Genomic DNA, 24631 nt, shown 5'->3' on the forward strand with positions numbered 1-24631 from the left:
GCGAACGCCGGCTCGATCCATGGCTTTACCGTCATAGAGTGGGGCTGCCGGGATGGCGGTTTCCTCGTGGGATGCCATGAATTTCATTCTTTACTCGGACGTCAACGACAGCTCCATCAGCCAGAGCCTGGGTCGTCCCGAATACAGTTATTTCTTCGTGCTCAAAGCGTATCGCCCGGTACTCGAAAGCCTTGGACGCGTTCATGTGGTGACGTCGGCCGCTGATGTCGACCCGTTGTATCGGCAGTTGCAACAAGCCGGGCAGGAAAGCCTGTTTCTCTCGTTCTCGCCGCCGCATAAGACCCCGACCGACCTGCAATGCCCGATGGTGTGTGTTGTAGCCTGGGAATTTGACTCGATCCCGGCCGAGCACTGGGACAACGATCCCCGGCATGACTGGAGCCAGACCCTGGCGCGTCATGGTCGGGTGATTACCTTGTCCAGCCACACTGCCCAAGCCATCCGCCGAACCATGGGCGAAGACTTCCCGGTGCTGGTGCTGCCCACGCCGTTGTGGGAACGCTTCGCTGATGTGCGTCAGCAGTACCCGAGTACGCCGGTAAACCAAGGCACCACGTTGCAGATCAAGGGCTGCATCATCGATAGCCATTTTCTTGGCCTGTCGGCCGATGGTTTGATCGCGCCGTTGCTCAACGAGCAGGAACCGGAAACCTGTGGCTTGAGTTTTGAAGAGCCGGAACCAGCGCTAGAGCCAGAACCCGAAGTGCCGCCGCCGCTAACCTTGCGTCGGCGTGCGTTCATCTCCAAACATTATCTGGCGATGTGGTATCGCGAAGCTGTTCGCGATCTGGTGCCGGACGCTGTCCGCCCATTATTGGCCCGATTCCGCTCGCCTCCGCTACCGTCATTACCTGAGCCAGAGCCATTGCCTTTAGCAACAGCCGTGAGCGAAGTGCTGGAGCCGGTCGAGCACCCGCAGGCTTGTCTGCCCGATACCAGCAATCGGGTCGACATCGAAGTGAGCGGAGTGGTGTATGTGAGCGTGTTCAACCCCGACGATGGCCGCAAGAACTGGCACCATCTGATCTCCGCGTTTTGCTGGACGCTGCGTGATGCCGAAGACGCCACGCTGGTGCTGAAAATGACCCAGAATGATTTGTCGACCTATTACGTCGAGCTGATCACCTTGTTGTCGCAGCTTTCGCCATTCGCCTGTCGGGTCGTGGTCATGCACGGCTATCTGCAAGACGAAGAGTTCGCCAGGCTTTACGGTGCGGCGAGTTTCTACGTTAACGCGTCCCGTTGCGAAGGCTTGTGCCTGCCGTTGATGGAGTTCATGTCTTGCGCCCGGCCCGTGATTGCGCCAAACCACACGGCGATGCGCGACTATATCGATGAGCGGGTCGCGTTTATCATCAAGTCCAGCCATGAGCCGACAACCTGGCCGGAAGACGCGCGCATCCTCAATCGCACCCTGCGCCATCGACCAGACTGGGGCTCGTTGAAAGCCGCCTATGAGGACAGCTACGCCATGGCCAAAAACGACCCCAAGGCCTATCAAGCCATGGCGATGGCCGCAAATGAGCGCATGCGTGATTACTGCAGCTTTGCTCCGGTACAGCGACGCCTGGCGCTATTCCTCCGGCAAATGCCGAGCAGCGAAACCACGCCATTGGCAGCCGAGGCCGGGACTGCATCATGCTGATCATCATTCATTCGGAAACCAACAAGAGCAATATCCAGCAGAACCTGGGGCGGCCCGAGTACAGCTACTACTTTGTCCTCAAGGAATTCCGTCCGGTGTTGCAGCGGCTGGGCCAAGTCATCGAAGTCAGCAACCCTGACGAATTGGTTGATCGTTTGTATTTCGATTGCCTGAGCCGCGGCGAGGATTGCGTCTTTCTGTCTTTCTCGCCGCCGCATCGCACGCCGATTCATTACGCGTGCCCGATCATCCCTGTGTTCGCGTGGGAGTTCAGCACTATTCCCACCGAAAGCTGGCAGGGCGAACCCCGCCACGACTGGCGCGTGGTCTTGGATGCGTCCGGCATGGCAATCACCCATTCGACGTTCACGGCCAAAGCCGTGCGTGATGTGATGGGCGCCGACTATCCGATCTGTGCCATTCCAGCACCGGTGTGGGACCGCTTTGCCGCACGCGGGGAGCAACTGGCCAAGAGCCCGGTGGTGGAGCCGGTACGGCTGAATCTGCATGGCCTGTTGATCGACAGCCGCACTACGGATTTGCGCCCCTATGGCCCGCCAGCGTTGCGTGAAGGGATACCGATCTCGTTCGCCGGCCCACCGCAGGATTGCCAGTTGCAACTTGAAGGCGTGGTCTACACCTCAGTGTTCAACCCTTACGACGGGCGCAAGAACTGGCAGGACATGATTAGCGCGTTCTGCACCACTTTCCGCGATATCCCCGATGCGACGCTGGTGTTGAAACTCACTCACCATGACATAGCCAACGCACTGAACGACATGCTGCACCATGTTTACAAAAACCAGTCCTTCCAGTGCCGGATCGTGTTGATCCACGGTTATCTGGCCGACGTTGATTATGAGGGGTTGGTCCAGGCCACCAGTTTCGTGGTGAACAGCTCGTACGGCGAGGGGCAGTGCCTCCCGCTCATGGAGTTCATGTCTTGCGGCAAGCCGGCGATCGCGCCGCTGAACACGGCGATGGTCGACTACGTCGATAGCGATAATGCGTTTATCGTCAATTCCACTGAGGAGCTGACTGCCTGGCCGCACGATCCTCGGGCAGCCTACCGCACTCTGCGTTACGTGACGGATTGGGATTCGTTGTGTACGGCTTATCGCGTCAGTTATGACGTGGCGAAAACCGATGTCGAGCGCTACGCAAGGATGTCGGCCCATGCGGTCCGCAGTCTCGAACAGTTCTGCAGCCAGGCCAGCACCGAACAGCGTCTGCTGACGTTTTTCGAACAACGGCTGCAACGTGTCAAGACACCACCCGTGGAAGCTTCGCACGCATGATCCGGCGCTTGCTTTCCCGACTGCGGCCCGCACCGCTACCGATGCCAGCGCCTCAGCCTGCACCGGCCGGCGGCGTGTCTCCGCGAGATGCCGGCTTGCATGATGCCATCCTCGACGGCTGGTTTTTGAACGACAGTGGCGAGCTGCTCAAGGGCTTTGCCATCTCCACCGACGACACCTTACTGGACGTCGGCTGTGGCGAAGGGGCCGCGACTTTGTTTGCAGTGCGTCAAGGCGCATCGGTGATCTTCACCGACAGCGAGCACGACAAGGTCCGCGACCTGGCCCGGCAAGTGGATGCGCAATCGGATAAAGCTAATCTCGGTCTGGTCAGCAACAGCCTGCCATTGCCGCTGGCCGATGGTTGCGCGAGCAAGGTGGTGTGCATGGAAGTGCTGGAGCACATTGATCAACCCGAGCCGTTCATGGCCGAGTTGGTGCGCATGGGCCGTCCGGGCGCGTTGTATCTGCTCAGCGTTCCAGCGCCGGTGGGCGAGCATTTGCAGAAGGGCATCGCTCCCGCGAGTTACTTCCAGGCGCCCAATCACGTACAGATTTTCTCCCCCGAACGCTTTGCCGCATTGGTTGAGGGCGCGGGTCTGGTGATCGAGCATCGCCAGGCCACCGGATTTTTCTGGGTCATGGGCATGATCTTTTTCTGGGCCAGTGAACGGGCTGCCGGGCGCGACCTCAGTGGCGCGGTGCGTGATCACATCCAGGCACCGTATCCGCCGCTGATGGAAGGCTGGGCGAAAACCTGGCAGGACTTGCTGGCGCAACCCAACGGTTTGGCGATCAAGCAGATGCTCGATCAGTTCATGCCCAAGAGCCAGGTGATCATCGCGCGCAAACCGGTTGATGCCGATGCAGCGTCCAGGAGGACGGCATGAGTAACGACAAACGGATCATGGACATCGAGTTGTTGCGTGGCATTGCGGTACTCGGCGTGCTGTTTCATCACCTGCAAGACAGCCTCTTTGCAGCCTCGGTGCCTTTGCTGCAAACCATCACCGCGTTCGGTCAGCCATGGTGGGGCGTTGACCTGTTTTTTGCGATCTCCGGATTTGTCATCGCACGCAGTTTGATTCCGGCATTACAAGGTTGCAGCACCCGTCAGGAGTACTGGCAGCAGACGCGTAATTTCTGGCTGCGCCGGGCCTTTCGATTGTTGCCATCGGCCTGGTTGTGGCTGGCGCTGATGTTGCTGGCCTGCCTCTTTCTAAACCGCTCCGGCGCCTTCGGTACGTTGCACGCCAATGTACAGGCGACGCTGGCCGGTGTGGCGCAATACGCCAACTTCCGCTTCGCCGACAGCTTCTATCACTACGAATATGGCACCAGTTTTGTGTACTGGAGCCTGTCACTGGAAGAGCAGTTCTACCTGCTGTTTCCGTTGCTGATTATGGTTTGCCGCAAGCACTTGGTCTGGGCCTTGTTGGTGCTGGTCGCCGTGCAGCTGTTCACGCTGCGCACGCCGATTCTGATGGTGGTTCGCACCGATGCGCTGGCCCTCGGTGTGCTGTTGGCGATGTGGAGTGCGCACCCTTCGTACCTGCGCTGGGAACCGACGTTGTTGCGTCGCCCAGGGGCCGGTGTTTCGGCGTTGATTGTGCTGTCGCTGGCTCTCAGTTTCCTGGCGACTGACCGCTTTACGTTCACCCAATACCGCATCGGTGTGATTGCCGTGTTGTGCGCGATGCTGGTCTGGGTGGCGTCCTACAACCGCGATTACCTGATGCCACGGGGCCTGCTGAAGAATCTGATGACCTGGGTCGGCAGCCGGTCCTATGGGATTTACCTGATCCACATCCCGGCGTACTTGCTGGTACGCGAAATCACATTCCGCTTACAGGCTGCCGGACTGCCCAATCCGGCGGGCCATCCGATTCTGACGTTCCTGATGGCTGGCGGCCTGATCGTTCTGCTGAGCGAACTCAACTACCGTTACATCGAAATGCCCATGCGTAACCGCGGCGCCTCGCTGGTCAAACGCCTGAGCACGTCCCGAACAGCCGCCCCATCCTCTGGAGCTACCTCATGCTGAGCCTGTTGAAGAAAATCACGTCGGGCATGCCCGCTCCCGCGCAACCAGTAACGGACAAGATCGACAAAGTCGACCCGTACATGCTCGGGCTGCACGACGCGGTACTCAGTGGCTGGTTCAATCAGCAAACCGGCGAGTTGTTCACCGGCTTCCCGGTGACCGCCGATGACACTCTGCTGGATGTGGGCTGTGGTGACGGCGGTAACGTGCATTTCTGCGGCATGCGCGGGGCGAAGATCATCATCGCCGACATCGATGCGGCCAAGGTCGAAGCCACCCGTCAGCGTTTGAGCGAAACCCCGGCCCGCGACGTCGAATGCCACGTCACCGATTGCAATCCGCTACCGATTGCCGACGCCACGGCCACGCGCGTGGTGTCCACCGAAGTTATCGAGCATGTGGACGACCCGGCGCAGTTCCTTGCTGAACTGGTGCGTGTCGGCAAGCCGGGTGCTCTGTATTTGCTCAGCGTTCCACACCCCAGCTCCGAAGACCTGCAAAAGGACATCGCCGCGCCGGAGTATTTCCAGAAGCCCAACCATATACGCATCATCAGTGAAGAGCAGTTCAAGGCGATGGTCAGTGACGCTGGCCTGGAAGTGCTCAGCCACAGCCAGTACGGATTTTACTGGTCGATGTGGATGCTGCTGTTCTGGGAAGCCAAGGTCGATTTCAACAATCCCGACCATCCGTTGCTCAATCACTGGGCCGACACATGGCAAGCCATATTGGCTTCACCTCGTGGCGCGCAGATCAAACAGGCACTGGATGCGGTCGTGGCGAAAAGTCAGGTGATCATTGCCCGCAAGCCTATGGTGTAGACGGCCATGTAGCAGCTGCCGAAGGCTGCGTCCGGCTGCGAAGCAGTCGTAAATCCTGAATACACGGTTTACCTGAAAAATCGCGACGCCTGACTATACGACTGCTTCGCAGCCGGACGCAGCCTTCGGCAGCTGCTACAAAGGTCAGCTTTTGGCTCAAGGGTTTTTTCATGTTGTTTTTCACGCGTTTGATCGTGTCGCTGTCGGCCCTGGTGCTGCTCAGCGGTTGCGAGCAACAAGACGCGCCCCCGCTCGATCAACAACTCTACATCTGGCAACGGCAATGGACACCGGCCCATGATGCTGCCCTGCGCGACAGTCGCGCAGACTTTTCGACACTACGGGTGCTGGCCTTGCAGGCGTTTCCTCAAGCTGGCTGGCATCGGGCGCGGATTGATCCGGGGTTGCTCAAACGCGATGGTCGGCCGTTGATTGCAGTGATTCGTCTTGATGCTCAGCTCAAGTCGCTGGACCAGGACGAGATGACGGCGCAGATCCAACAAGTTCTCAGCGACTGGCAAGGGCAGGGCCTGACACTGACTGGGGTGGAAATTGACCACGATGCGGGCAACGCTCGGTTGCCGGCGTATCGAGCTTTTCTGGCCCACCTGCGGGGAGTTTTACCGAAGACTTTGCCGCTGAGCATTACGGCGTTACCGGCATGGCTGGACAGTCCCGAACTGCCGGCGCTGTTATCGACCGTCGATAGCAGCGTATTGCAAGTGCACGCAGTGAGCGATCCCAGGAGTGGGCTGTTCGAGCCGGCACAGGCGCGGCAGTGGGCCAGGCGTTGGAGTCGGATCACAACGAAGTCTTTCTATCTCGCGCTGCCGGCTTATGGCGTGGCCCTGTTGCCAAGCGCCGGTGGCGCACCCGTTGTGGAAAGCGAGGTGCCGGTGGGGCGGAGTGGCGAGCGCCGGGAATTGCTGGCTGATCCGCTGCAACTGAGCACACTCGCTGCAGAATTGCGCGCCGATCCGCCTGCGCATCTGGCCGGCCTGATCTGGTTTCGCCTGCCGCTGGCGGGCGACCGTCGAGCCTGGAGCCTGACAACGCTGGGCGCGGTGGCTCGCGGTGACGCGCTCGATAGTCGCTTGAGTGTGGAACTGAGTGCGCAAGACGGTCTCTATGACATCAGCCTCAGAAACCAGGGCAACCTCGACACTGCTTGGCCCGAACGCGTGACCCTGGCCGTACAGGGCTGTGAGGGGGTTGATGCGTTGGCCGGTTATGCATTGCAACAAAGCCCGGATCTGCTTACCTTCACCCGCCTTGGCGACGGCCGAATAGCCGCCGGTGGACAGCGAGCGGTCGGTTGGGCGCGCTGCACAAAAATTGATCAAGGAGGTTCGAATGTTCACCCGTAACTGGCCCCGTCATCTGCTCTGTTTGAGCCTCAGCTGGCCGCTGGGTGCGGCGCTGGCTTGCGGCCCGGACTTCCCGATGCGCTTGCTGGACAACCGTGGACAGTCGCTTGCGGAGCTGCCGGAAGGCAACTTTCAGTTCGAGGTCAATCGTCTCGGGCATGCGATCAAGGGGCTCAAGCATATTGCGCAGTCCCCCAACGGCATGGAGGCGGCTGACTACCTGGAACAGCGAAACACCGCCGAGCAGGCCGGACTGACAGCGGAACAGCAAGCACTGGTGAAACAACTGCGCAGCCGGACGGATGCCCATCAGGTCGAAGCGCAGGGCGCGAGCCTGCCAGCCGAGCTCAAGCTGTATCTGGCGGGCGCTGCGGCGTTCAGTGCGGGCGATCATCGTTTGGCCGCCGAATACTTCGAAAAAGTGCTGGCGCTGCCGGCCGATCAACGCGCCTTGCGCAGCACCTGGGCCGCGTATTCGCTGGGCCGGGCGCTATTTGCCATGAGTGCCGAGGCGGGCGCGTCGCCCGATCTGCTGGCGCAGGCGCGCAAGGCGTTCGAGCAGACCCGTCAGCTGAGCATCGACGACTTCAGCGACCCACTGGAACTGGGTGTCGCCAGCCTCGGTGAAGAAGCTCGTGTGGCCCGGACCGCCGGCGACTGGGACAGCGCCATCGAACTCTACGCCGCACAAAATCTCCATGGTTCAGCGGTCGGTTACACCTCGTTGAAGCTGTTGATGGCGGATCTGTTGGCGATGCCGGACGATCAATTGAGCGCGCTGCTCAAGGATAAACCGGTGCAACAACTGGCGACCGCGTCCTTGATCAGCCGCCTGGGCTGGTCATTCGGTGAACAACCAGCGAACGAGTTGAAACTGATCAAGCTGCTGCAAAGCAGCACGCGCGGCAGCCTGGATAACGCGGATCGACTGGCCGCGATGAACTATCAACAAGGCGATTACGCCAGCGCCAAGGCCTTCCTCGAACACGCCGGCGACGGCGGCCTGGCGTGGTGGTTGCGGGCGAAACTGGCGTTGCGCGAGGGCGATAAAAACGCAGCGGCTGCGGCGTATGCCAAGGCGGCTCAGGCGTTCCCGCAGGATGAATCATGGGGTGATCGCCGGACACCGGACTACGACTATGAAACGCTTCAGCCCAAGTGCCGGGTCGAGGGTGAAAGTGCGATTCTGGCGCTGCAACGCGGGGATTACCTGCAAGCATTCGATCAGCTGTATCGCAGCCAGAGTATCTACTGGCTCGATGCCGCGACGGTGGCCGAGCGGGTGCTGACCGTCGATGAACTCAAGCATTACGTCGACACGCAGGTGCCCGCACCACCGCCGTTGAGCCAGCAGGATCGCGACAACTACGTGCCGCTTCCGGTGGCCGCCAAATTGCGCAATCTGCTCGGGCGCCGATTGCTGCGCGAAGAGCGCTACGACGAAGCGCTGACCTACTTCGACAATGCTGATCTGCAGAAAAAAGCGCGGTTGTATGCGCAGCAACGTCAGCTGGCCGACGCCGCGTGGTGGCCGACCAAACGCGCTAGCGCTCTGTTCAATGCTGCCTGGACGGCGCGCGAGTGGGGAATGGACATTCTCGGTTACGAAATGGCCCCGGACTATGCCACGTTTGGCGGCAACTACAGCCTCGAAAACACTGAGCTGAAGGTCGGGCCATTAGTCGCTGAAGGTGAAGTCCAGCGCCAGCAAGCCAGTGCCGCCAAACCCGATGTGCGCTATCACTATCGATTTGTGGCCACGGCATTGGCCAGTCGCGCCGCCGATAATTTGCCTCACACCAGCCAGGCCTTTGCGGCGGTACTGTGTGCGGCAGCGGGCTGGAACAGCAGCCTTGAAGAGCAAAGTGCGTTGTACCAGCGCTATGTGAAAGAAGGGCCTTATGTGGCGTGGGCCGTGGATTTTGGTCACCAGTGCCCTTATCCCGACTTTGAGAATGCCAGCAAACGTTATGTGACCCAGGCGACTGATGCGACGCGTGCGGTTCTGCGACCCTACAAGTGGCCGCTGCAGATTGGCGGTGTCATCGGCGTGACAGCCGTGGCGTTGCTGTTGATCAACCGTCGTCGCCATCGGGCGCCATAAGGCTTACGCCTGTTGCACAAAGGTCAGCCGCACCGCGAAGCCGATCAACAGGCTGCCAAACAGCCACTGCTGAAGTCGCTGGGCCGAAGGACTGCGTTGCAGCCAACGGCCCAGCGCCGCACCGACCAGTGCATAGGCGCTGTCGAAGATGAAGCCGACACCGACCAGCACCACGCCCAGGATCGCGAATTGCCTGAGGACTGATCCTGCGTGTGGATCGATGAACTGTGGTAGCAGCACCGAACAGAACAACAACGCTTTGGGATTGAGCAAATTGGTGAGCAGGCCGCGCTGGATTGCCGCCGGCCATCGCGATTTCGCTGCCGTTGTGTCAGTGCCGTTCAGGTTCGGCAGCATCGTGGTGCGCAGGCATTGAATACCGATCCACAGCAGGTACGCGGCACCGGCCAGACGTACCACATCGAAGGTCCACGGCGCGGCTTTGAACAACGCCGCCAACCCCAACGCGGCCAACGCCACATGACAACCCCGGGCAATGCCCAGGCCGATTGCCGTTGCCAATGCAGCCCCTTTTCCCTGGCGGACGCCAGTTTGCAGCAACAGGATCATGTCGGGCCCTGGTAACAAATACACCACCGCCAACGCCATGAAAAACACCCAGAGTCCTGCCATGTTGCGCCCCTTTCGTTGTCGATTCGGTAGGGCCAGTCTAGGGCGCAAGGGCAGGGCAGGTGGTTGCGTAGTCAGCTTCTAAAGCGATGAGGATTGGCATAATCTGCCACTTCAAGACGATTGAACCATCAGGATCTGCCAAATCATGAAACTGGACGCCTACGACCGTAAAATCCTCGCTGCCCTGCAACGGGACGGTCGATTGAGCAATGTGCAACTGGCGGAAGAAATCGGCTTGTCCGCCTCACCCTGTTTGCGGCGGGTGCGGATGCTGGAAGAGGCCGGGGTGATTCGCGGCTATCAGGCCAATCTGGATCGTGACGAGGTAGGGCTCGGGCTGACGGTGTTTGTCGGGGTCAAAGTTGAACGTCATAACGACGAGCAAGCCGAAGCCTTTCGTGTGGCCGTGACGGCGCTGCCAGAAGTGATTTCGGCATTTCTGGTGTCCGGGGAATCGGATTTTCTACTGCAAGTCGTGGTGCCGGATTTACGCGGGTACGACCGTTTTCTCACGGAGCGGCTGCTGAAACTGCCGGGTGTGAGCGACATTCGCAGTAACTTTGCGATTCATACGGTGAAGGCACCGGGGGCGTTGCCGTTGGGGCACTTGCCTTAAACCGAGTAGGCCCCTTCGCGAGCAAGCCCGCTCCCACAGAACGACACAAATTAAATGTGGGAGCGAGCCTGCTCGCGAAGGCGGTAGACCGGATAACGAAAAACTTAAAGCCTTACATCTGCGTCGCCATCCCCTCCACATTCATCGCCGCCTGGCGCAACGCCTCGGACCGTGTGGGGTGTGGATGGCAAGTCAGCGCAATGTCCTCGGCCGAGGCGCTGAACTCCATTGCCACGCAATACTCGCCAATCATTTCACTGACGCTCGGGCCCACCAGGTGGACGCCGAGAATTTCATCGGTGCGTTCATCGGCCAGCACTTTGGCGAAGCCTTCGGTTTCGTGGTTGATCTTGGCCCGACTGTTGGCGGTGAATGGAAATTTACCGACCTTGTACGCGCGACCTTCGGCCTTGAGCTGCTCTTCGGTCTTGCCGACGCTGGCCAGTTCCGGTTTGGTGTAGACCACGCTAGGTATAAGGTTGTAATTCACTTCACCCGCCTTGCCGACGATCTGTTCAACGCAGGCCATGGCTTCGTCTTCCGCCTTGTGGGCGAGCATCGGCCCGGACGTGACATCGCCGATCACCCACACGCCCGCCGCTTCGGTGCGGTGCCCTTTGTTGGCGAGCATGCCGCGCTTGTCTGTGGCGAGGCCGACGTTTTCCAGGCCAAGACCTTTCGTATAAGGCCGGCGCCCGATGGACACCAACACGTAATCGGCCTCCAGCAACTCAGCGGTACCGCCTGCCGCCGGTTCAATGCTGAGCTGAACACCGCTCGCCGATGACGTGGCGTGGGTGACTTTCGAACTCAACTTGAAGGTGATGCCCTGTTTACTTAACGAGCGCTGAAGTGTTTTGCCGGCCTCAACATCCACACCCGGACAGATGCGATCGAGAAACTCGACGACCGTGACTTGAGCTCCCAGGCGCCGCCACACAGAGCCCAGCTCGAGGCCGATGACGCCGGCGCCGATCACCACCAGATGTTTTGGTACTTCGCTGAGCGACAGCGCGCCGGTGGAGTCGAGGATTCGGTGGTTATCGATGTCGACGCCCGGAAGGGGAGTGGGCTCGGAGCCGGTGGCGATGATGATGTCCTTGGCGCTCAGCCCGGTTTTGCCCCCAGCACTGTCGGTGACCGTGACTTTGCCAGGTCCGTCGATGTGGCCCCAGCCCTTGATCCAGTCGACTTTGTTTTTGCGAAACAGAAATTCGATGCCCTTGGTCAGCCCGGTAACGCTTTCATCCTTTTGCTTCATCATCTGAGCGAGGTTGAGGGTGGGTTTGACCTCAATGCCCAGGTTGGCGAATTCCGCGCCCATGGCCGCGTCGTAGAGTTCGGAGGCGTGCAACAGCGCCTTGGACGGCATGCAGCCGACGTTCAGGCACGTACCACCGAGGGTCGCGCGACCTTCGACGCATGCCACTTTCAAACCCAGCTGGCCTGCGCGGATCGCTGCGTTATAACCGCCGGGGCCACCGCCCAGAATCACGACGTCGTAGCTGCTCATGGATGGACTCCTGAATTGAAGGGATCGGGCTGGTTAAAAGTAGTAGCTGAAAGGATTTAGAACAATAATTTCACCAATATTGTTATACCGTAACGAAATGCGGTGTCCGCGTTGAATAAACATTGGGGTGGTATGCAAGTCGATCTCGAAGTCGATGGCGCGCAGGTAGCAGGGTTGCCGCGCTTTCAGCAGGCGGTGTTTCAGGGGCGGCGATTGCGTCAGTTAGCCATTGGCCTGAGTGCATTGGCAGCGGTCGGGCTGGTGTTGGCGTTATTTGTCGGATTGTTTGCGCCACAGTCGCTGTGGGGCGCATTGCTGGTAAATCAGAGCGCCGCTTTTCTGGTGCTGGTTGCCGGTCTGCAATCAGCCTGGTGGGTTACGCGGTGGCGTGCACAGACAATGAACCCGATGCCACCCGTGGTGGTGGTTGACGAAATTGTTGCGCCTGATGGTTGGTATGAGCGATTGCTGGATGGGCTCAGTCAGCGCTCGGTACGCATGCTTGGCCAGATCGGCGCGCCGACACTCTGGCTCGGCGGTTGGGCGCTGTTGACCTTGTTCAGCATCAGTCAGTTCTGGAACCTCGCGCTACCACCCGCAGCGCTGGGGTTATCGGCCAGTGTCGGCGCAGTGCTGGCATTGCTGTTGGCGTTTGGTCTGCTGGTCGTCGAGCGGCAACTGGCTCAGGAAAACGTCGCCCAATGGCCGGAAGCCGGAGCACTGGCGCAACTGACTCGGGTAACAATCATTTGCCTGGTGCTCGGCGCGTTGTGTCTGTTGTTCGCCAGCGAAACCTCGGTGTGGCCAGTGCGATTGGCGGTGCTGATCGGTTTACTGCCGGGGTTGGTCGCAGCCGAGTTGCTGTTGCGTGCGGTGTTGTCGCTGTTCAGTCCGCAGCGCCAACAACTCGAACCTGCGTTGCTGGCACGCAGTTTTATCGCCGACATGCTGCGCTGGCCGCCGCAACCGCTGCTCGCCTTGCAGCACGAATTGCACAATCGGTTCGGTATCGACTTGCGCCAGATCTGGGCCTTCACTTACATGCGTCGCGCATTTTTGCCGGTGCTGGCGGTGATTATTTTCGTCGGCTGGTCACTCACCGGGATCCACGAAATACCGTTGCAGGGGCGGGGTATCTACGAGCGTTTTGGCAAACCGGTGGAGGTGTTTGGTCCTGGTTTGCACGCCGGTTTGCCGTGGCCGTTGGGCCGCGTGTTGAAGGTCGAAAACGGCGTGGTTCACGAGTTGGCCACCAGCGTTGGCGAAGCCTCGGCACCGGTTGTGCCCGAGCCCGCCGAAGGCCCGGCACCGGCGATTGCCAATCGGTTATGGGACGCCAGTCATGTGAACGACAAATCCCAGGTCATCGCCAGCAGCCGCGCCGACAAGCAAAGCTTCCAGATCGTCAACATGGACGTGCGTTTCGTTTATCGAATCGGCCTGACCGATCAAGCGGCATTGGCGGCCACCTATAACAGTGCCGATGTACCGACACTGATTCGCAGCACCGCCAGCCGGATTCTGGTGCATGACTTCGCCTCGCGAACCCTTGATGGGTTGCTCGGCGAAGACCGGGTAGGGCTCGCTGATGAGATCGGCCGGGCGGTGCAGGCTGACCTGCAGAAACTCGACAGTGGCGTGGAAATTCTCGCCACTGTGGTGGAAGCGATTCATCCACCGGCCGGCGCTGCCAATGCTTACCACGGTGTGCAAGCGGCACAGATCGGCGCTCAAGCATTGATCTCGCGGGAACGCGGTGCTGCCGCCGAGGCGACCCATTTGGCACAAATGCAAGCGAGCATCACCCGTGATCAAGCGACCGCTAGCGCTCATGAAATCAACGCCACGGCCCAGGTGGCGGACCTGAAATTCAGCGCGGAGCAGAAAGCCTACGCCAGCGCCGGCCAGGCTTTTGTGCTGGAGCAATACCTCAGTCAACTGAGCCAGGGCCTGGCGAACGCCAAGCTGCTGATTCTTGATCATCGTCTGGGTGGCAGCAGCAATGCGCCGACCATCGACCTCCGTACTTTCACGCTGCCGGCTGATCCTGCGTCGCCGCGTACGAGCACCCAGCCAGGAGCTACCCATTGAGCCAGTCGCACTCACACGATCACGATGACCACGCTGGCCACGATCACGGGCATCACCACGGTCACCACCATCATCACCACGGCGACCCACAAGAAGCCGGCCCGTTTCCCTGGCGGCGCATGGGCTGGGCAGCATTGCTCGTGGCGTTTGCCATCGCTGCCGCGAGCCTTGTTCAAGTGCGCTCGGGGGAGGCCACGGTCATCACACGTTTCGGCAATCCATCGCGGGTTTTGCTGGAGCCGGGTCTGGGCTGGCGCTGGCCGGCACCGTTTGAAGCGGCCATTCCTGTCGACTTGCGCCTGCGCACCACCTCCAGTGGTTTGCAGGATGTCGGCACCCGCGACGGTTTGCGCATCATCGTTCAGGCTTACGTGGCGTGGCAGGTGCAGGGCGATCCGGACAACGTGCAACGCTTCATGCGCGCGGTGCAGAATCAGCCGGATGAAGCGGCGCGGCAGATCCGCACCTTTGTCGGCTCTGCGCTGGAAACCACGGCCGCCAGTTTTGACTTGGCGAACCTGGTCAACACCGACGCTAATCAGGTTCACATTGCCGACTTTGAGGCGCAACTTCGTCATCAGATTGATCAGCAGTTGCTCACGACTTATGGCGTTCGCGTGCTGCAAGTTGGCATCGAGCGTCTGACCTTACCGTCGGTTACGCTGACCGCCACCGTCGATCGCATGCGCGCCGAGCGTGAAACAATCGCCACCGAACGCACCGCAATCGGCAAGCGTGAAGCTGCACAAATCCGTTCCGCCGCCGAGCGGGATGCGCGAATCGTGCAGGCCGATGCAACGGTCAAAGCCGCAGACATTGAAGCTCAATCGCGAGTTGAAGCGGCGCAAATTTACGGCCGTGCGTATGCCGGTTCGCCGCAGCTGTACAACCTGCTGCGCTCACTCGACACCTTGGGCACCATTGTTTCGCCGGGCACCAAACTGATTTTGCGCACCGATGCCGCGCCATTTCGGGTATTGGTTGACGGACCGCCGGCCCTCGAAATCAAGCTCGGGTCGCAGCCATGAGTTTAGTTCCACGTGGAACACACGAGTTAAGTAGCCCTTGGATTCAGGCCGGGCGCCTGGCATTTCTCGCGCTTTACGCCGTGACCATTCTGGCGGCGTTAGCTTGGGCATTCTCTAATGTGCGGCAGATTGATCCACAGAATCGCGCGGTGGTTTTACATTTTGGTGCGCTGAACCGCATCCAGAATGCCGGATTGTTGTTGGCATGGCCGCGACCTTTTGAGCAGGTGGTGCTACTGCCGGCGGCAGATCGGGTTATCGAGCGTCGAGTGGAAAGTCTCCTGCGCAGTGATGTTGCCTTGCAGGCTGATCGCGTTGCCACGTTTGCCACACCGCTCAGTGATGCACTCGCCGGTTCAGGTTATCTGCTGACGGGTGACGCCGGTGTGGTGCAACTTGATGTGCGGGTGTTCTACAAAGTCACCGAGCCGTATGCCTTCGTGCTGCAAGGTGAACATGTGCTGCCGGCGCTGGATCGGCTGGTCACCCGCAGCGCTGTGGCCCTGACCGCAGCGCGGGATCTGGACACTATTCTAGTGGCGCGTCCGGAACTGATCGGTGCTGACAATCAGGCTGCCGAGCGCCGTGAACGTCTGCGAGGTGATTTGGTGCAAAGCATCAATCAACGTTTGGCCGAGCTGACAGCAACAGGGCAGGGGCTGGGTATCGAAGTCGCCCGAGTCGATGTGCAATCGAGCCTGCCCGGTCCCGCGGTGAACGCTTTCAACGCGGTATTGACCGCGAGTCAGCAGGCCGACAAAGCCGTGGCCAACGCGCGTACCGAAGCCGAGAAGGCGACCCAGGCCGCCAACGAACAAGCAGATCGAACACTGCAAGTGGCCCATGCCCAAGCCAGCGAACGCCTGGCGAAAGCGTCTGCCGACACCGCTACCGTACTGAGCCTGGCCAAGGCGCAACAGCAGGGCACCGACCCGCAAATGCTGCTGCGTATTTACCGTGAGCGGATGCCGAAGATTCTCCGCCAAGCCGGTTCCGTGACCACCGTCAATCCGAAAGACGATTCCCGCCTGATCATTCAGGGAGCAGCCCAATGACCGCGCACACCGCCGCCGCACCGAGTCTGTTGTCTTCGGCCGAACAACGCAGCGCCGCTCGGCAATTAACGCTGGCCATGCTCGCCCTGGGCCTCCTCGGACTTGGACTGGTCTGGCGCTGGCTGTCGCCGGAGCAGGCCGGTGTCAGTCAATTACTGCTCGGGTTTGCGTCGCTGCTGGTGGCCGTGCCGGTAATGCGTTCCGCGTGGTACAGCCTGCGCTATCCGAGCTTGCACGGGATCACAGACCAGTTGATCGCGCTCGCCATGCTCGGTGCCTGGGCCACGGGTGATTTGCTGACGGCTGCGTTGCTGCCGATCATCATGATCTTCGGCCACGTGCTGGAAGAGCGCAGCGTGATCGGTTCTCAGGAAGCGATTTCCGCACTCGGCAAACTCACCCGCAGTCATGCGCGCAAGGTTCAGGCGGATGGCTCGATCCTCGAAGTCGACAACAGCACCCTCAAGGCCGGTGACTTGGTCGAGGTCCGTGCCGGTGATCGCGTGCCGGCGGACGGCCGGGTGATGGCCGGTCAAGCGAGCCTCGATACCGCTTCCATTACCGGTGAGTCGGTGCCGATGGAAGCCGGTGTTGGCATGTCGGTATTCGGAGGGGCGATCAACCTCGATGGGCGTCTTCGCATTGAAGTAACCCGCACCGGCAACGAATCGACCCTGGGCAAAGTCATTGCTCTGATGCAAAGTGCCGAGCGCTCAAAGCCGCCGATTACTCGTTTGCTGGAACGTTACGCCGGCAGCTACATGGTGTTGGTGTTGTTGCTGGCCGCGGTGACGTGGTTCGTCACCAATGATGCCCAGGCGATGCTCGCGGTGTTGGTCGCGGCGTGTCCATGTGCGCTGGTGTTGTCGGCGCCGGCGACGGCCATTGCCGGGGTGGCGGTGGCTGCGCGACACGGCATTCTGATCCGCAGTTCGGCGTTTCTTGAAGAACTGGCAGACCTGACGTCATTAGTGGTGGATAAAACCGGCACGCTGACGTTTGGCACCTTGCGCTTGCAGTCCATCGACAGTCCGCTGGAAGACCGCAGCCATGTCCTGAAACTGGCCGCCAGCCTCGGTTCGGCCAGCAGTCATCCGGTCAGTCGTGCGCTTGCCGGGCTGGTCACGCAGGAGCATTTTTTGCTGCTGTCGGACATCCACGAGCGCCAGGGCTTGGGTGTAGTCGCCATGACCGAGCAGGGCGAGGCTGCACTCGGTCGCCCGGAGTTGTTCGCGCAATTGGGCATTGCGTCGTCGACGGTTCCTGAGCATGACGGTCCGATTGCCGGGCTGGCGCTGGATGGTGAATTTCTCGCTTGGTTATTGCTGGCTGACAGTGTCAAACCCGAGGCGCGATTTGCCCTGAGTGAGCTGCGGGAGCTCGGTCTGGGTCGGCAATTGCTGCTGACCGGAGATCGGCAGAGCGTCGCGCACACGCTGGCACGCGATGTCGGGATCAGCGATGTCGAAGCGCAGGCGTTGCCTGAGGACAAGCTCAATCGCGTGCTCAAGGAAATCGGCAGCGGCTTCCGGCCCATGGTGGTCGGGGACGGGATCAACGACTCACTGGCGCTGAAGGCCGGTGTCGTGGGTGTCGCAATGGGCGCGGGTGGGGCAGATATCGCATTGGCTTCGGCCGACATCGTGTTGATCGGCAGTGACCTGCGCCGGCTCGGCACCTGTGTGCGTCTGAGTCGTCAATGTCGTCAGACCTTGCAGGTCAATGTGATCATAGGTTTGGGCTGGACACTGGCGATTGTTGCCTTCGCCGCTTTTGGCTGGCTCGGCGCGGCAGGGGCGATGATCGCCGCGTTGCTGCATAACTTCAGCACGTTGCTGGTGCTGGGCAACGCCGGGCGTTTGTTGCGGTTTCAGGAGCCTTTGCTCAAGCTCAAGGAAGACAGTTGAGCGAATCGAAAACTTTTTGCCTGCCTCTGTAACGCCGTTGGGGCAGCACGCTCTAGTGCTGTGTCGGGACTGAACAACGTTCCAGCCGACAAACCTGAAGAATACAGAGGAAACACAAATGAATTTCAAATCCGCTACCGCTGGTGCCGCTCTCGCTATCGCCGCTGCCACCCTGTTTGCCGGTGTTGCGACTCAAGCTCAGGCGGCCGACGCTGCTCAGGTTCACTGCTACGGCGTGACTTCGTGCAAAGGTATGAACGATTGCAAAACCGCAGAAAACGCTTGTAAGGGACATGCAGTTTGCAAAGGTCACGGTTTCAAGGCAATGACTCAGACGGAATGCATGGAAGCCGGTGGCAAAGTCGGCGAATAACCGACCAGCGTTTGGTGCCGCGGTGGTTTCCCCCTTGCCACTGCGGCCATTTTGCGAGGAGTCCGAGATTGTCTGCATCCCTTCCTTGTCTAGGCTACGGCCTGGGTTTGCGCAGTGCTTACTACCAACAGATTCTTGATCAGTCGCCGGCCGTGGACTGGTTCGAAGTCGTCTCCGAAAATTTCATGGTGCAGGGCGGCAAAGCCCTTTACTACCTTGACGCCATCGCCGAGCGTTATCCGCTGGTGATGCATGGTGTGTCATTGTCGATCGGCGGGCCTCATGCATTGGATCCGGGCTATTTGCAACAACTCAGACTGTTGGCTGATCGAGTAAAACCGGCGTGGATTTCCGATCACTTGTGCTGGAGCCGCGGCAACGCCCATCAGCTCCATGATCTGCTGCCATTACCGTACACCGAAGAAAGCCTTCATTACGTCGCGGACCGAGTGCGTCAGGTGCAAGACGTTTTGCAGCGTCCACTGGTGTTGGAGAATGTCTCCAGTTATGTGCGCAGCGCTGGCGATGATTTCAGCGAGTGGGGGTTTCTTGACGCCCTGAGTCGGGTGAGCGATTGCGAGTTGCTGTTGGACGTCAATAATGTCTATGTCAGCTCACGTAATCATGGGTTCGATCCCTGGACATTCATTCAAGGATTGCCAGCGAACAAGATCCGCCAACTTCACTTGGCGGGCCACAGCGATTACGGGGATTACGTCATTGACACCCATGACCATCCAGTCAGCGATCCGGTCTGGGCGCTCTATGAACGGACCCTCGATTACCTCGGCCCGGTCGCTACGCTGCTGGAGCGCGATGACCATTTACCGCCGTTTGAAGAACTGCTCACTGAACTTAAAAAAGCCCGGGAGTTGGGTGAGGGCGTGCTGTCCCGGAGACAGAAATGCGCCTGAACGACTGGCAACTGGCTTTTGAACGCTACCTGTTGGGAGAGCCGTCGACGGCTGATGTCGAGCTCTCATCAAACCTAATCGGCGGCCCGACGCTGGATATCAGTACCGGGCTGGCGATTTATCACAATGCCTATCAAGCGCGGCTACAGGAAGTTCTACGTGGCGACTATCCGGCGATCTTGAACTGGCTGGGTGACGACGAGTTTGAAGAACTCGCCGCGGCTTACTTGCGTCAGAACCCCTCAGCTCATTACAGTCTTCGTTGGCTTGGCAAAGGCTTGGAGGCTTTCATTCGTCAACATTTGGTGCCGGAACAAAGTGCGCCATTAGCCGAATTGGCGGCACTGGAGTGGGCTTTCACGCTGGCATTCGATGCACCAACAGGAACGCTGCTGACGATGCAGGACATGGCGACTCTGGCACCAGAAGACTGGCCGACGCTGCAAGTCAGCCCCAGTCCTTCGCTGCAATGGCTGGAGTGTTGCTTTAACAGTGTGGCGCTTTGGCGATCGGTAAAGGATGAAACGCAGTTTCCCGGCAGTACGGCACTCGACGGTTCCCACGTTGTGGTGATTAGTCGAAATGAGCTCGTTTGCCAGTATCGAAGCCTGGAGCCTATAGAGGCCAAAGCTCTAAAAGGCATGTTTGAGTGGGACTGGAACTTCGCTGAACTGTGCTCTGAATTGACAGTCTTCTATGGAGAGGGCGCACCACTTCAAGCTGTGACCTGGCTTAAGCAGTGGATTCACGATGGCTGGTTACAGCGTCGCTGAATTACAGAAAGCGGCTATTAATTCGCTAGCCAGCTTATTTTTCGGGATGGTCTACCCTCACATCAGACGTCTGAAACAAGGGGATAGTCTATGCTCGCGCACCTTCCACCGGCCTTACAGGATCTGCAGTTACCGCTACGCCTGCGACTCTGGGACGGCCATGAACTCGATCTGGGACCGACGCCCAGCGTCACGATTGTGGTCAAGGATCCACAAATGGTTTCCCAGTTCACCCATCCAAGCCTGGTCGCGCTCGGAGCAGCTTTTGTCGAAGGCAAACTTGAGCTGGAAGGTTCCATCAGCGACGTCATCCGCGTCTGCGATGAATGGAGCCAGGCGATGCTGGACGAGAACGACGACGATCAACCCGTTCGTACCGCCCACGACAAAGAAACCGACGCCAAGGCCATCTCCTACCATTACGATCTTTCCAACGCGTTTTATCAGTTATGGCTCGACAGCGACATGGCGTATTCCTGCGCGTATTTCGAGACCGGCAGTGAAACCCTGGAACAGGCTCAGCAGGCCAAATTCCGCCACTTGTGTCGCAAGTTGCGCTTGCAGCCCGGTGAATATTTGCTGGACGTCGGTTGCGGTTGGGGTGGGCTGGCGCGGTATGCGGCGCGGGAGTTTGGCGCGAAGGTGTTTGGCATTACGCTGAGCAAAGAGCAACTCGCTCTGGCCCGTGAACGGGTGAAAGAGGAAGGTCTGGAAGATCTGGTCGAATTGCAATTACTCGACTACCGCGATCTGCCTCAAGACGGGCGCTTCGACAAAGTCGTCAGTGTGGGCATGTTCGAACATGTGGGCCACGCCAACCTGGCCGAGTACTGCAAAACCTTGTTTGGCGCAGTGAAAGAGGGTGGCCTGGTGATGAACCACGGGATTACCGCCAAACACATCGATGGTCGTCCTGTTGGACGCGGTGCTGGCGAGTTCATTGGGCACTATGTATTCCCCAACGGCGAACTGCCGCACCTGTCGATGATCGCTGCCGAAATCAGTGACGTGGGGCTGGAGATCGTCGACGTCGAGAGCCTGCGCCTGCATTACGCGCGTACGCTGGACCACTGGAGCGAACGCCTCGAAGACAATCTGGAAGCGGCGTCCAGGCAAGTTCCAGCGCAAACCCTGAGGATCTGGCGGCTGTACCTGGCGGGATGCGCCTATGCGTTTGCCAGGGGCTGGATCAACCTGCACCAGATCCTGGCAGTCAAAGCCCATCCCGATGGCAGCCATGAGCTGCCATGGACACGCGACGACGTCTATAACCCTTAAAGAATCGGTGAAATAAGCCGGGCGACCCGCATGCCGAATTGCTGCACGCGGCGGGTCTCTCGGCCTTCGTCTTTGGCGATTTCATGCGACTGAGCGAAGTCATCGTTGAGCATCTGTTCCACCTCGGCAGCGAATACGCTGTCGACCGTCAGCAACATCACTTCGAAGTTGAGCCGGAACGAGCGGTTGTCCATGTTGGCACTGCCGATGGCGCTGATTTCGCTGTCGATCAACACCACTTTCTGATGCACGAAACCGGGTTCATAGCGAAAAACCCGGACACCGGCGCGGACAGCCTCGAAGGCGTACAGACTGGAGGCGGCGTAGACGATCCGGTGATCCGGACGTGACGGCAGTAACAATCGCACATCAACACCTCGCATTACCGCGAGCCTGAGTGCCGCAAATACCGCTTCGTCGGGGATGAAATAGGGAGTGGTGATCCACACGCGCTCAGTCGCGGCATGGATGGCTTCAACGAAGAACAACGCACAGGTTTCGAAGGAGTCCGCCGGACCGCTCGCCAAAAATTGGCACAGCACACCGTCGTCGGGATACTCATCCGGCAGGATCAATGGCGGCAATGATCGTGCAGCCCAGAACCAGTCTTCGGCAAACGACTCCTGCATACAGGCCACCACCGGTCCGCGTACGCGAACATGAGTATCTCGCCACGGCGCCAGGGGTGGTTTCTCACCCATGTATTCGTCGCCGACGTTATGCCCGCCCACGAAGCCCAGCACCCCATCGACTACCACGATCTTGCGATGGTTGCGGAAGTTGACCTGGAAGCGGTTGAGCCAGCCACTTCGGGTGGCGAACGCTTTGACTTCAACACCGGCATCGCGCAACGGTTGTACGTAACTCCTGGGCAGGGCGTGGCTGCCAATGCGGTCATAAAGCAGGTACACAGCGACGCCTTCGGCGGCTTTTTTCAGCAACAGATTGTGCAGGCGCTGGCCGAGCCGGTCATCGTGGATGATAAAAAACTGAACCAGCACGGCTACTTTTGCATGGCTGATGGCTTCGAAAATCGAATCAAATGTGGCTTGGCCATCGATCAACAAGTGCACTTCGTTGTTCGCCAGACACGGCATGCGACCCAACTTGGGCATAGCCCGCAACGACGAGTAAGCATTGGAAGCACGAGCGGTCAGTGCCTCCTCGACCCAAGGACGCCAGTTGAGTTCGGAGACGGCTTTGCGCATTTCTTCGTTGGCCTGACGCCGGGCCTTGATGTAACCATCGAAGGTACTGCTACCGAAGATCAGGTATGGAATGAGAGTGAGGTACGGCATAAACACCAATGAAAGCGCCCAGGCGATCGATCCCTGAGCGGTGCGTACGTTGAGCACGGCGTGGATGGCCGCGATCGTGCCCAGCGAGTGAAGCAGTGCAATGGTGTAGCCGAAAATGTGTGGTCCGAAGTAATCCATGGGGCAACCCTGCTCCTGAAGATTCAGTGCTTAACAGACCATGTTCCGTGCAAAATGTCGCTATTTAATTGGCCCATGAACCGAAACCTAAGGTTAGCGTCTAACGGCCACTACTGATCAGGAGTTACTCGATGAACGTTCGTCTGCTGAGTTTGGCCATGGCTATTGGCTTGTCACTTCCTGTGGCGGCTCACGCACAGATGTTGCAACCCGGGTTGTGGGAGTTGACCACAAGCAACATGAAGGTCGATGACCAGAATCTACCGGACTTGCAACTGATCCTCGGTCAGCTGCAGAGCCAGATGACCCCGGAACAGCGCGCGCAACTGGAGAAGCAGGGCATCACCATGGGCGGCAAAGGGATTCGGGCTTGCCTGACGCCGCAACAAGTGCAGACCGACGACATTCCACTGACGGACCCGCAGTCGGGCTGCAAACAGGAAGTCACTGACCGCACCGGCAACCAGTGGAAGTTCCGTTTCAGCTGTCCGAAAGCGCAGGGGGCCGGAGTTGCCACGTTCCTCAGTGACCGCGAGTTCACGACCAAGGTCAACGGCACCTTCAATGCCACTGGCATCCAGCAAAAGGGTAGTCTGGAAAGCCGCGCCGTGTGGCTGGGGCAGGATTGCGGAACGGTCAAGCCGAGAGCCTAAGCTCTTCGCCGTGGCACCCGCTTCCAGCATGATCATGTGGGGGCGGGACTGATTGATCTACTGAAACGCCTCCCGGTTCCACCGGCTTTCGGCGACCGCATCGTGGGCGTGAAGGCTTTCGGCGTGGACCACGCGAATGTGGAAGGCGGCGATATCGGCGCTGCGTTTCAGGGCGACGTTCAGACGTCGCGCGGCGTCTTCGCAAAACATCAGATTCTGACCATTGGCCAAAGCAAAAGCCTGTTCATCGGCGCGCTTTACTGCGGTTTGTACAGCGGTGCCGAGTGCCGCTTCAGCCTCGTTGATGAGTGCAATCAGCGGCAGGTCATCCACCTGATTGTCCAGACGCAAGCACAAATGTGCGGTGCTGCGTTGACTATGGGGCGTCGCAATGATGCCTTTTGGCGAACCAAGCCAGGCTAAGACTTCTGCGTGGTGCAGTGACTTGTTGGCAAAGTCATCGACGAATTGCTGCTGAATCAACTGTCGGGACAATGCCGCTGAGCAGGGACAAGTCGAGGAATAAGCAACCTCTATTTTTAGTTCCACGTGGAACATCGCATTTTTCAAACTCACTTCAATGCTCACTGGATAAGTTTTCCATCCTGCCAGCGGGCTTATTAGCGCCGGCCTTTTGAGCAGTAAATCGGCGTGAATTTTTAAATAAGCGCTGTGGGACAGTCCTTCATGACTGTCGAGAAAACTTTGCAGGACTCGTCGTAGCAGCGTCGGCGTCAGGTTTTCCTGCTCAAGCATTTCCAGCGCCAGATACAAACGTGACATATGGATCCCGCGAGCCTCTTCATCGTCGAGGCTCACACCCGCGTCTGCTGTTGCACTGAGCCGTTGGCCATCAAGCAGAACAGGGAGGGCAATGCCGCACATACCCACCCAGTCGAGTGGCAAGGCTTGGCGAGAGGCTTGCACGGCGATATCCGGCAAAGTGAGCGCGTTCATCGGCGGGTCCATCGTGAGAGTCTGGAGAAAAGTGGCTTGAATGTGTTGTTATACTATAACATCAATCAAGCCCGCCTCTGCAATCGGGCGCCCCATTGAGGAAT

Annotated in this window: 21 protein-coding genes; 17 read left to right on the forward strand and 4 right to left on the reverse strand. The window is 59.3% G+C overall.

Going from position 1 to position 24631, the window contains the following annotated elements; genetic code table 11:
• Positions 1-76 precede the first annotated feature (76 nt).
• The 7 genes from J2Y56_RS06690 (at position 77) to J2Y56_RS06720 (ending at position 9300) form a co-directional block, all read left to right on the forward strand.
• A complete protein-coding gene (locus J2Y56_RS06690; protein WP_310349368.1) occupies positions 77-1666 on the forward strand; it encodes a glycosyltransferase in 1590 nt (529 codons plus the stop codon).
• Positions 1660-2964, forward strand: a complete 1305-nt coding sequence (locus J2Y56_RS06695) for a glycosyltransferase (RefSeq protein WP_310349371.1) — start codon at positions 1660-1662, stop codon at positions 2962-2964. Before J2Y56_RS06690 ends, J2Y56_RS06695 begins: the two co-directional genes overlap by 7 nt.
• Positions 2961-3854, forward strand: a complete 894-nt coding sequence (locus J2Y56_RS06700; protein WP_310349374.1) for a class I SAM-dependent methyltransferase — start codon at positions 2961-2963, stop codon at positions 3852-3854. Before J2Y56_RS06695 ends, J2Y56_RS06700 begins: the two co-directional genes overlap by 4 nt.
• Complete coding sequence (locus J2Y56_RS06705; protein ID WP_310349378.1) at positions 3851-5008, forward strand: acyltransferase; 1158 nt, start codon at positions 3851-3853, stop codon at positions 5006-5008. Before J2Y56_RS06700 ends, J2Y56_RS06705 begins: the two co-directional genes overlap by 4 nt.
• Positions 5002-5829, forward strand: a complete 828-nt coding sequence (locus J2Y56_RS06710) for a class I SAM-dependent methyltransferase (RefSeq protein ID WP_405046845.1) — start codon at positions 5002-5004, stop codon at positions 5827-5829. The genes J2Y56_RS06705 and J2Y56_RS06710 overlap by 7 nt, the downstream gene beginning before the upstream one ends.
• A 170-nt stretch (positions 5830-5999) precedes the next feature.
• Positions 6000-7196 (forward strand): DUF3142 domain-containing protein, encoded by a 1197-nt coding sequence (locus J2Y56_RS06715; RefSeq protein WP_310349379.1) that lies wholly within the window; start codon positions 6000-6002, stop codon positions 7194-7196.
• On the forward strand, positions 7183-9300 hold the full coding sequence (locus J2Y56_RS06720; protein WP_310349383.1) for a hypothetical protein: 2118 nt from the start codon (positions 7183-7185) through the stop codon (positions 9298-9300). The genes J2Y56_RS06715 and J2Y56_RS06720 overlap by 14 nt, the downstream gene beginning before the upstream one ends.
• 3 nt (positions 9301-9303) lie before the next feature.
• Here J2Y56_RS06720 and J2Y56_RS06725 read toward each other — a convergent pair whose 3' ends face one another.
• Complete coding sequence (locus J2Y56_RS06725; RefSeq protein WP_310333339.1) at positions 9304-9933, reverse strand: LysE family translocator; 630 nt, start codon at positions 9931-9933, stop codon at positions 9304-9306.
• A gap of 145 nt (positions 9934-10078) precedes the next feature.
• On the opposite strand from J2Y56_RS06725, the gene J2Y56_RS06730 reads away from it, so the two are divergent.
• Positions 10079-10549 (forward strand): Lrp/AsnC family transcriptional regulator, encoded by a 471-nt coding sequence (locus J2Y56_RS06730; RefSeq protein WP_007943346.1) that lies wholly within the window; start codon positions 10079-10081, stop codon positions 10547-10549.
• Between the two features lie 112 nt (positions 10550-10661).
• Here J2Y56_RS06730 and lpdA read toward each other — a convergent pair whose 3' ends face one another.
• Entirely contained in the window at positions 10662-12062 is a 1401-nt protein-coding gene (gene lpdA, locus J2Y56_RS06735; protein WP_310349386.1) for a dihydrolipoyl dehydrogenase, read from the reverse strand.
• Positions 12063-12194: 132 nt separating this feature from the next.
• On the opposite strand from lpdA, the gene J2Y56_RS06740 reads away from it, so the two are divergent.
• The 8 genes from J2Y56_RS06740 (at position 12195) to cfaB (ending at position 21481) form a co-directional block, all read left to right on the forward strand.
• Positions 12195-14153, forward strand: a complete 1959-nt coding sequence (locus J2Y56_RS06740; protein ID WP_310349389.1) for a protease modulator HflK — start codon at positions 12195-12197, stop codon at positions 14151-14153.
• A complete protein-coding gene (locus tag J2Y56_RS06745; RefSeq protein ID WP_310349392.1) occupies positions 14150-15181 on the forward strand; it encodes a protease modulator HflC in 1032 nt (343 codons plus the stop codon). The genes J2Y56_RS06740 and J2Y56_RS06745 overlap by 4 nt, the downstream gene beginning before the upstream one ends.
• The gene (hflK, locus tag J2Y56_RS06750) at positions 15178-16236 is read left to right on the forward strand and encodes a protease modulator HflK (RefSeq protein ID WP_007943351.1); all 1059 of its coding nucleotides are present in this window, start codon (positions 15178-15180) and stop codon (positions 16234-16236) included. Before J2Y56_RS06745 ends, hflK begins: the two co-directional genes overlap by 4 nt.
• Positions 16233-18143 carry a cation-translocating P-type ATPase gene (locus J2Y56_RS06755; protein ID WP_310349394.1) on the forward strand — a complete coding sequence of 637 codons (1911 nt, stop codon included), beginning with the start codon at positions 16233-16235 and terminating at the stop codon, positions 18141-18143. Before hflK ends, J2Y56_RS06755 begins: the two co-directional genes overlap by 4 nt.
• A gap of 118 nt (positions 18144-18261) precedes the next feature.
• Positions 18262-18516, forward strand: a complete 255-nt coding sequence (locus J2Y56_RS06760) for a hypothetical protein (RefSeq protein WP_310349396.1) — start codon at positions 18262-18264, stop codon at positions 18514-18516.
• Between the two features lie 68 nt (positions 18517-18584).
• Positions 18585-19430 carry a DUF692 domain-containing protein gene (locus J2Y56_RS06765; RefSeq protein WP_310349399.1) on the forward strand — a complete coding sequence of 282 codons (846 nt, stop codon included), beginning with the start codon at positions 18585-18587 and terminating at the stop codon, positions 19428-19430.
• Positions 19421-20203 (forward strand): DNA-binding domain-containing protein, encoded by a 783-nt coding sequence (locus J2Y56_RS06770; RefSeq protein ID WP_007943356.1) that lies wholly within the window; start codon positions 19421-19423, stop codon positions 20201-20203. The genes J2Y56_RS06765 and J2Y56_RS06770 overlap by 10 nt, the downstream gene beginning before the upstream one ends.
• Before the next feature lie 90 nt (positions 20204-20293).
• On the forward strand, positions 20294-21481 hold the full coding sequence (cfaB, locus tag J2Y56_RS06775) for a C17 cyclopropane fatty acid synthase CfaB (protein WP_310349402.1): 1188 nt from the start codon (positions 20294-20296) through the stop codon (positions 21479-21481).
• On the opposite strand, the gene cls is transcribed toward cfaB, so the two are convergent.
• Positions 21478-22917, reverse strand: a complete 1440-nt coding sequence (gene cls / locus J2Y56_RS06780) for a cardiolipin synthase (RefSeq protein ID WP_007943358.1) — start codon at positions 22915-22917, stop codon at positions 21478-21480. The two genes, cfaB and cls, sit on opposite strands and share 4 nt — an antisense overlap.
• A 131-nt stretch (positions 22918-23048) precedes the next feature.
• Between cls and J2Y56_RS06785 the strand changes: the two genes are divergently transcribed.
• A complete protein-coding gene (locus tag J2Y56_RS06785; protein ID WP_310349404.1) occupies positions 23049-23570 on the forward strand; it encodes a DUF3617 domain-containing protein in 522 nt (173 codons plus the stop codon).
• A 57-nt stretch (positions 23571-23627) separates the two neighbouring features.
• Here the strand turns inward: J2Y56_RS06785 and folE2 are convergent, their stop codons facing one another.
• Positions 23628-24527: a GTP cyclohydrolase FolE2 gene (gene folE2 / locus J2Y56_RS06790; RefSeq protein ID WP_310349423.1), complete on the reverse strand. Its 900-nt coding sequence runs from the start codon at positions 24525-24527 to the stop codon at positions 23628-23630.
• Positions 24528-24631: the final 104 nt, after the last annotated feature.

The organism is Pseudomonas sp. BE134 (assembly GCF_031456105.1).
Lineage (GTDB): Bacteria > Pseudomonadota > Gammaproteobacteria > Pseudomonadales > Pseudomonadaceae > Aquipseudomonas.

Bases quoted from the DNA above. Each gene is read 5' to 3' on its own strand.
- J2Y56_RS06705 (WP_310349378.1), top strand. From the start codon at position 3,851: ATGAGTAACGACAAACGGATCATGGACATCGAGTTGTTGCGTGGCATT.
- folE2 (WP_310349423.1), bottom strand. From the start codon at position 24,527: ATGAACGCGCTCACTTTGCCGGATATCGCCGTGCAAGCCTCTCGCCAA.
- J2Y56_RS06785 (WP_310349404.1), top strand. From the start codon at position 23,049: ATGAACGTTCGTCTGCTGAGTTTGGCCATGGCTATTGGCTTGTCACTT.
- cls (WP_007943358.1), bottom strand. From the start codon at position 22,917: ATGGATTACTTCGGACCACACATTTTCGGCTACACCATTGCACTGCTT.
- cfaB (WP_310349402.1), top strand. From the start codon at position 20,294: ATGCTCGCGCACCTTCCACCGGCCTTACAGGATCTGCAGTTACCGCTA.
- J2Y56_RS06720 (WP_310349383.1), top strand. From the start codon at position 7,183: ATGTTCACCCGTAACTGGCCCCGTCATCTGCTCTGTTTGAGCCTCAGC.
- J2Y56_RS06715 (WP_310349379.1), top strand. From the start codon at position 6,000: ATGTTGTTTTTCACGCGTTTGATCGTGTCGCTGTCGGCCCTGGTGCTG.
- J2Y56_RS06730 (WP_007943346.1), top strand. From the start codon at position 10,079: ATGAAACTGGACGCCTACGACCGTAAAATCCTCGCTGCCCTGCAACGG.
- J2Y56_RS06760 (WP_310349396.1), top strand. From the start codon at position 18,262: ATGAATTTCAAATCCGCTACCGCTGGTGCCGCTCTCGCTATCGCCGCT.
- J2Y56_RS06710 (WP_405046845.1), top strand. From the start codon at position 5,002: ATGCTGAGCCTGTTGAAGAAAATCACGTCGGGCATGCCCGCTCCCGCG.
- J2Y56_RS06690 (WP_310349368.1), top strand. From the start codon at position 77: ATGAATTTCATTCTTTACTCGGACGTCAACGACAGCTCCATCAGCCAG.
- hflK (WP_007943351.1), top strand. From the start codon at position 15,178: ATGAGTTTAGTTCCACGTGGAACACACGAGTTAAGTAGCCCTTGGATT.
- J2Y56_RS06700 (WP_310349374.1), top strand. From the start codon at position 2,961: ATGATCCGGCGCTTGCTTTCCCGACTGCGGCCCGCACCGCTACCGATG.
- J2Y56_RS06725 (WP_310333339.1), bottom strand. From the start codon at position 9,933: ATGGCAGGACTCTGGGTGTTTTTCATGGCGTTGGCGGTGGTGTATTTG.
- J2Y56_RS06740 (WP_310349389.1), top strand. From the start codon at position 12,195: ATGCAAGTCGATCTCGAAGTCGATGGCGCGCAGGTAGCAGGGTTGCCG.
- lpdA (WP_310349386.1), bottom strand. From the start codon at position 12,062: ATGAGCAGCTACGACGTCGTGATTCTGGGCGGTGGCCCCGGCGGTTAT.
- J2Y56_RS06695 (WP_310349371.1), top strand. From the start codon at position 1,660: ATGCTGATCATCATTCATTCGGAAACCAACAAGAGCAATATCCAGCAG.
- J2Y56_RS06770 (WP_007943356.1), top strand. From the start codon at position 19,421: ATGCGCCTGAACGACTGGCAACTGGCTTTTGAACGCTACCTGTTGGGA.
- J2Y56_RS06755 (WP_310349394.1), top strand. From the start codon at position 16,233: ATGACCGCGCACACCGCCGCCGCACCGAGTCTGTTGTCTTCGGCCGAA.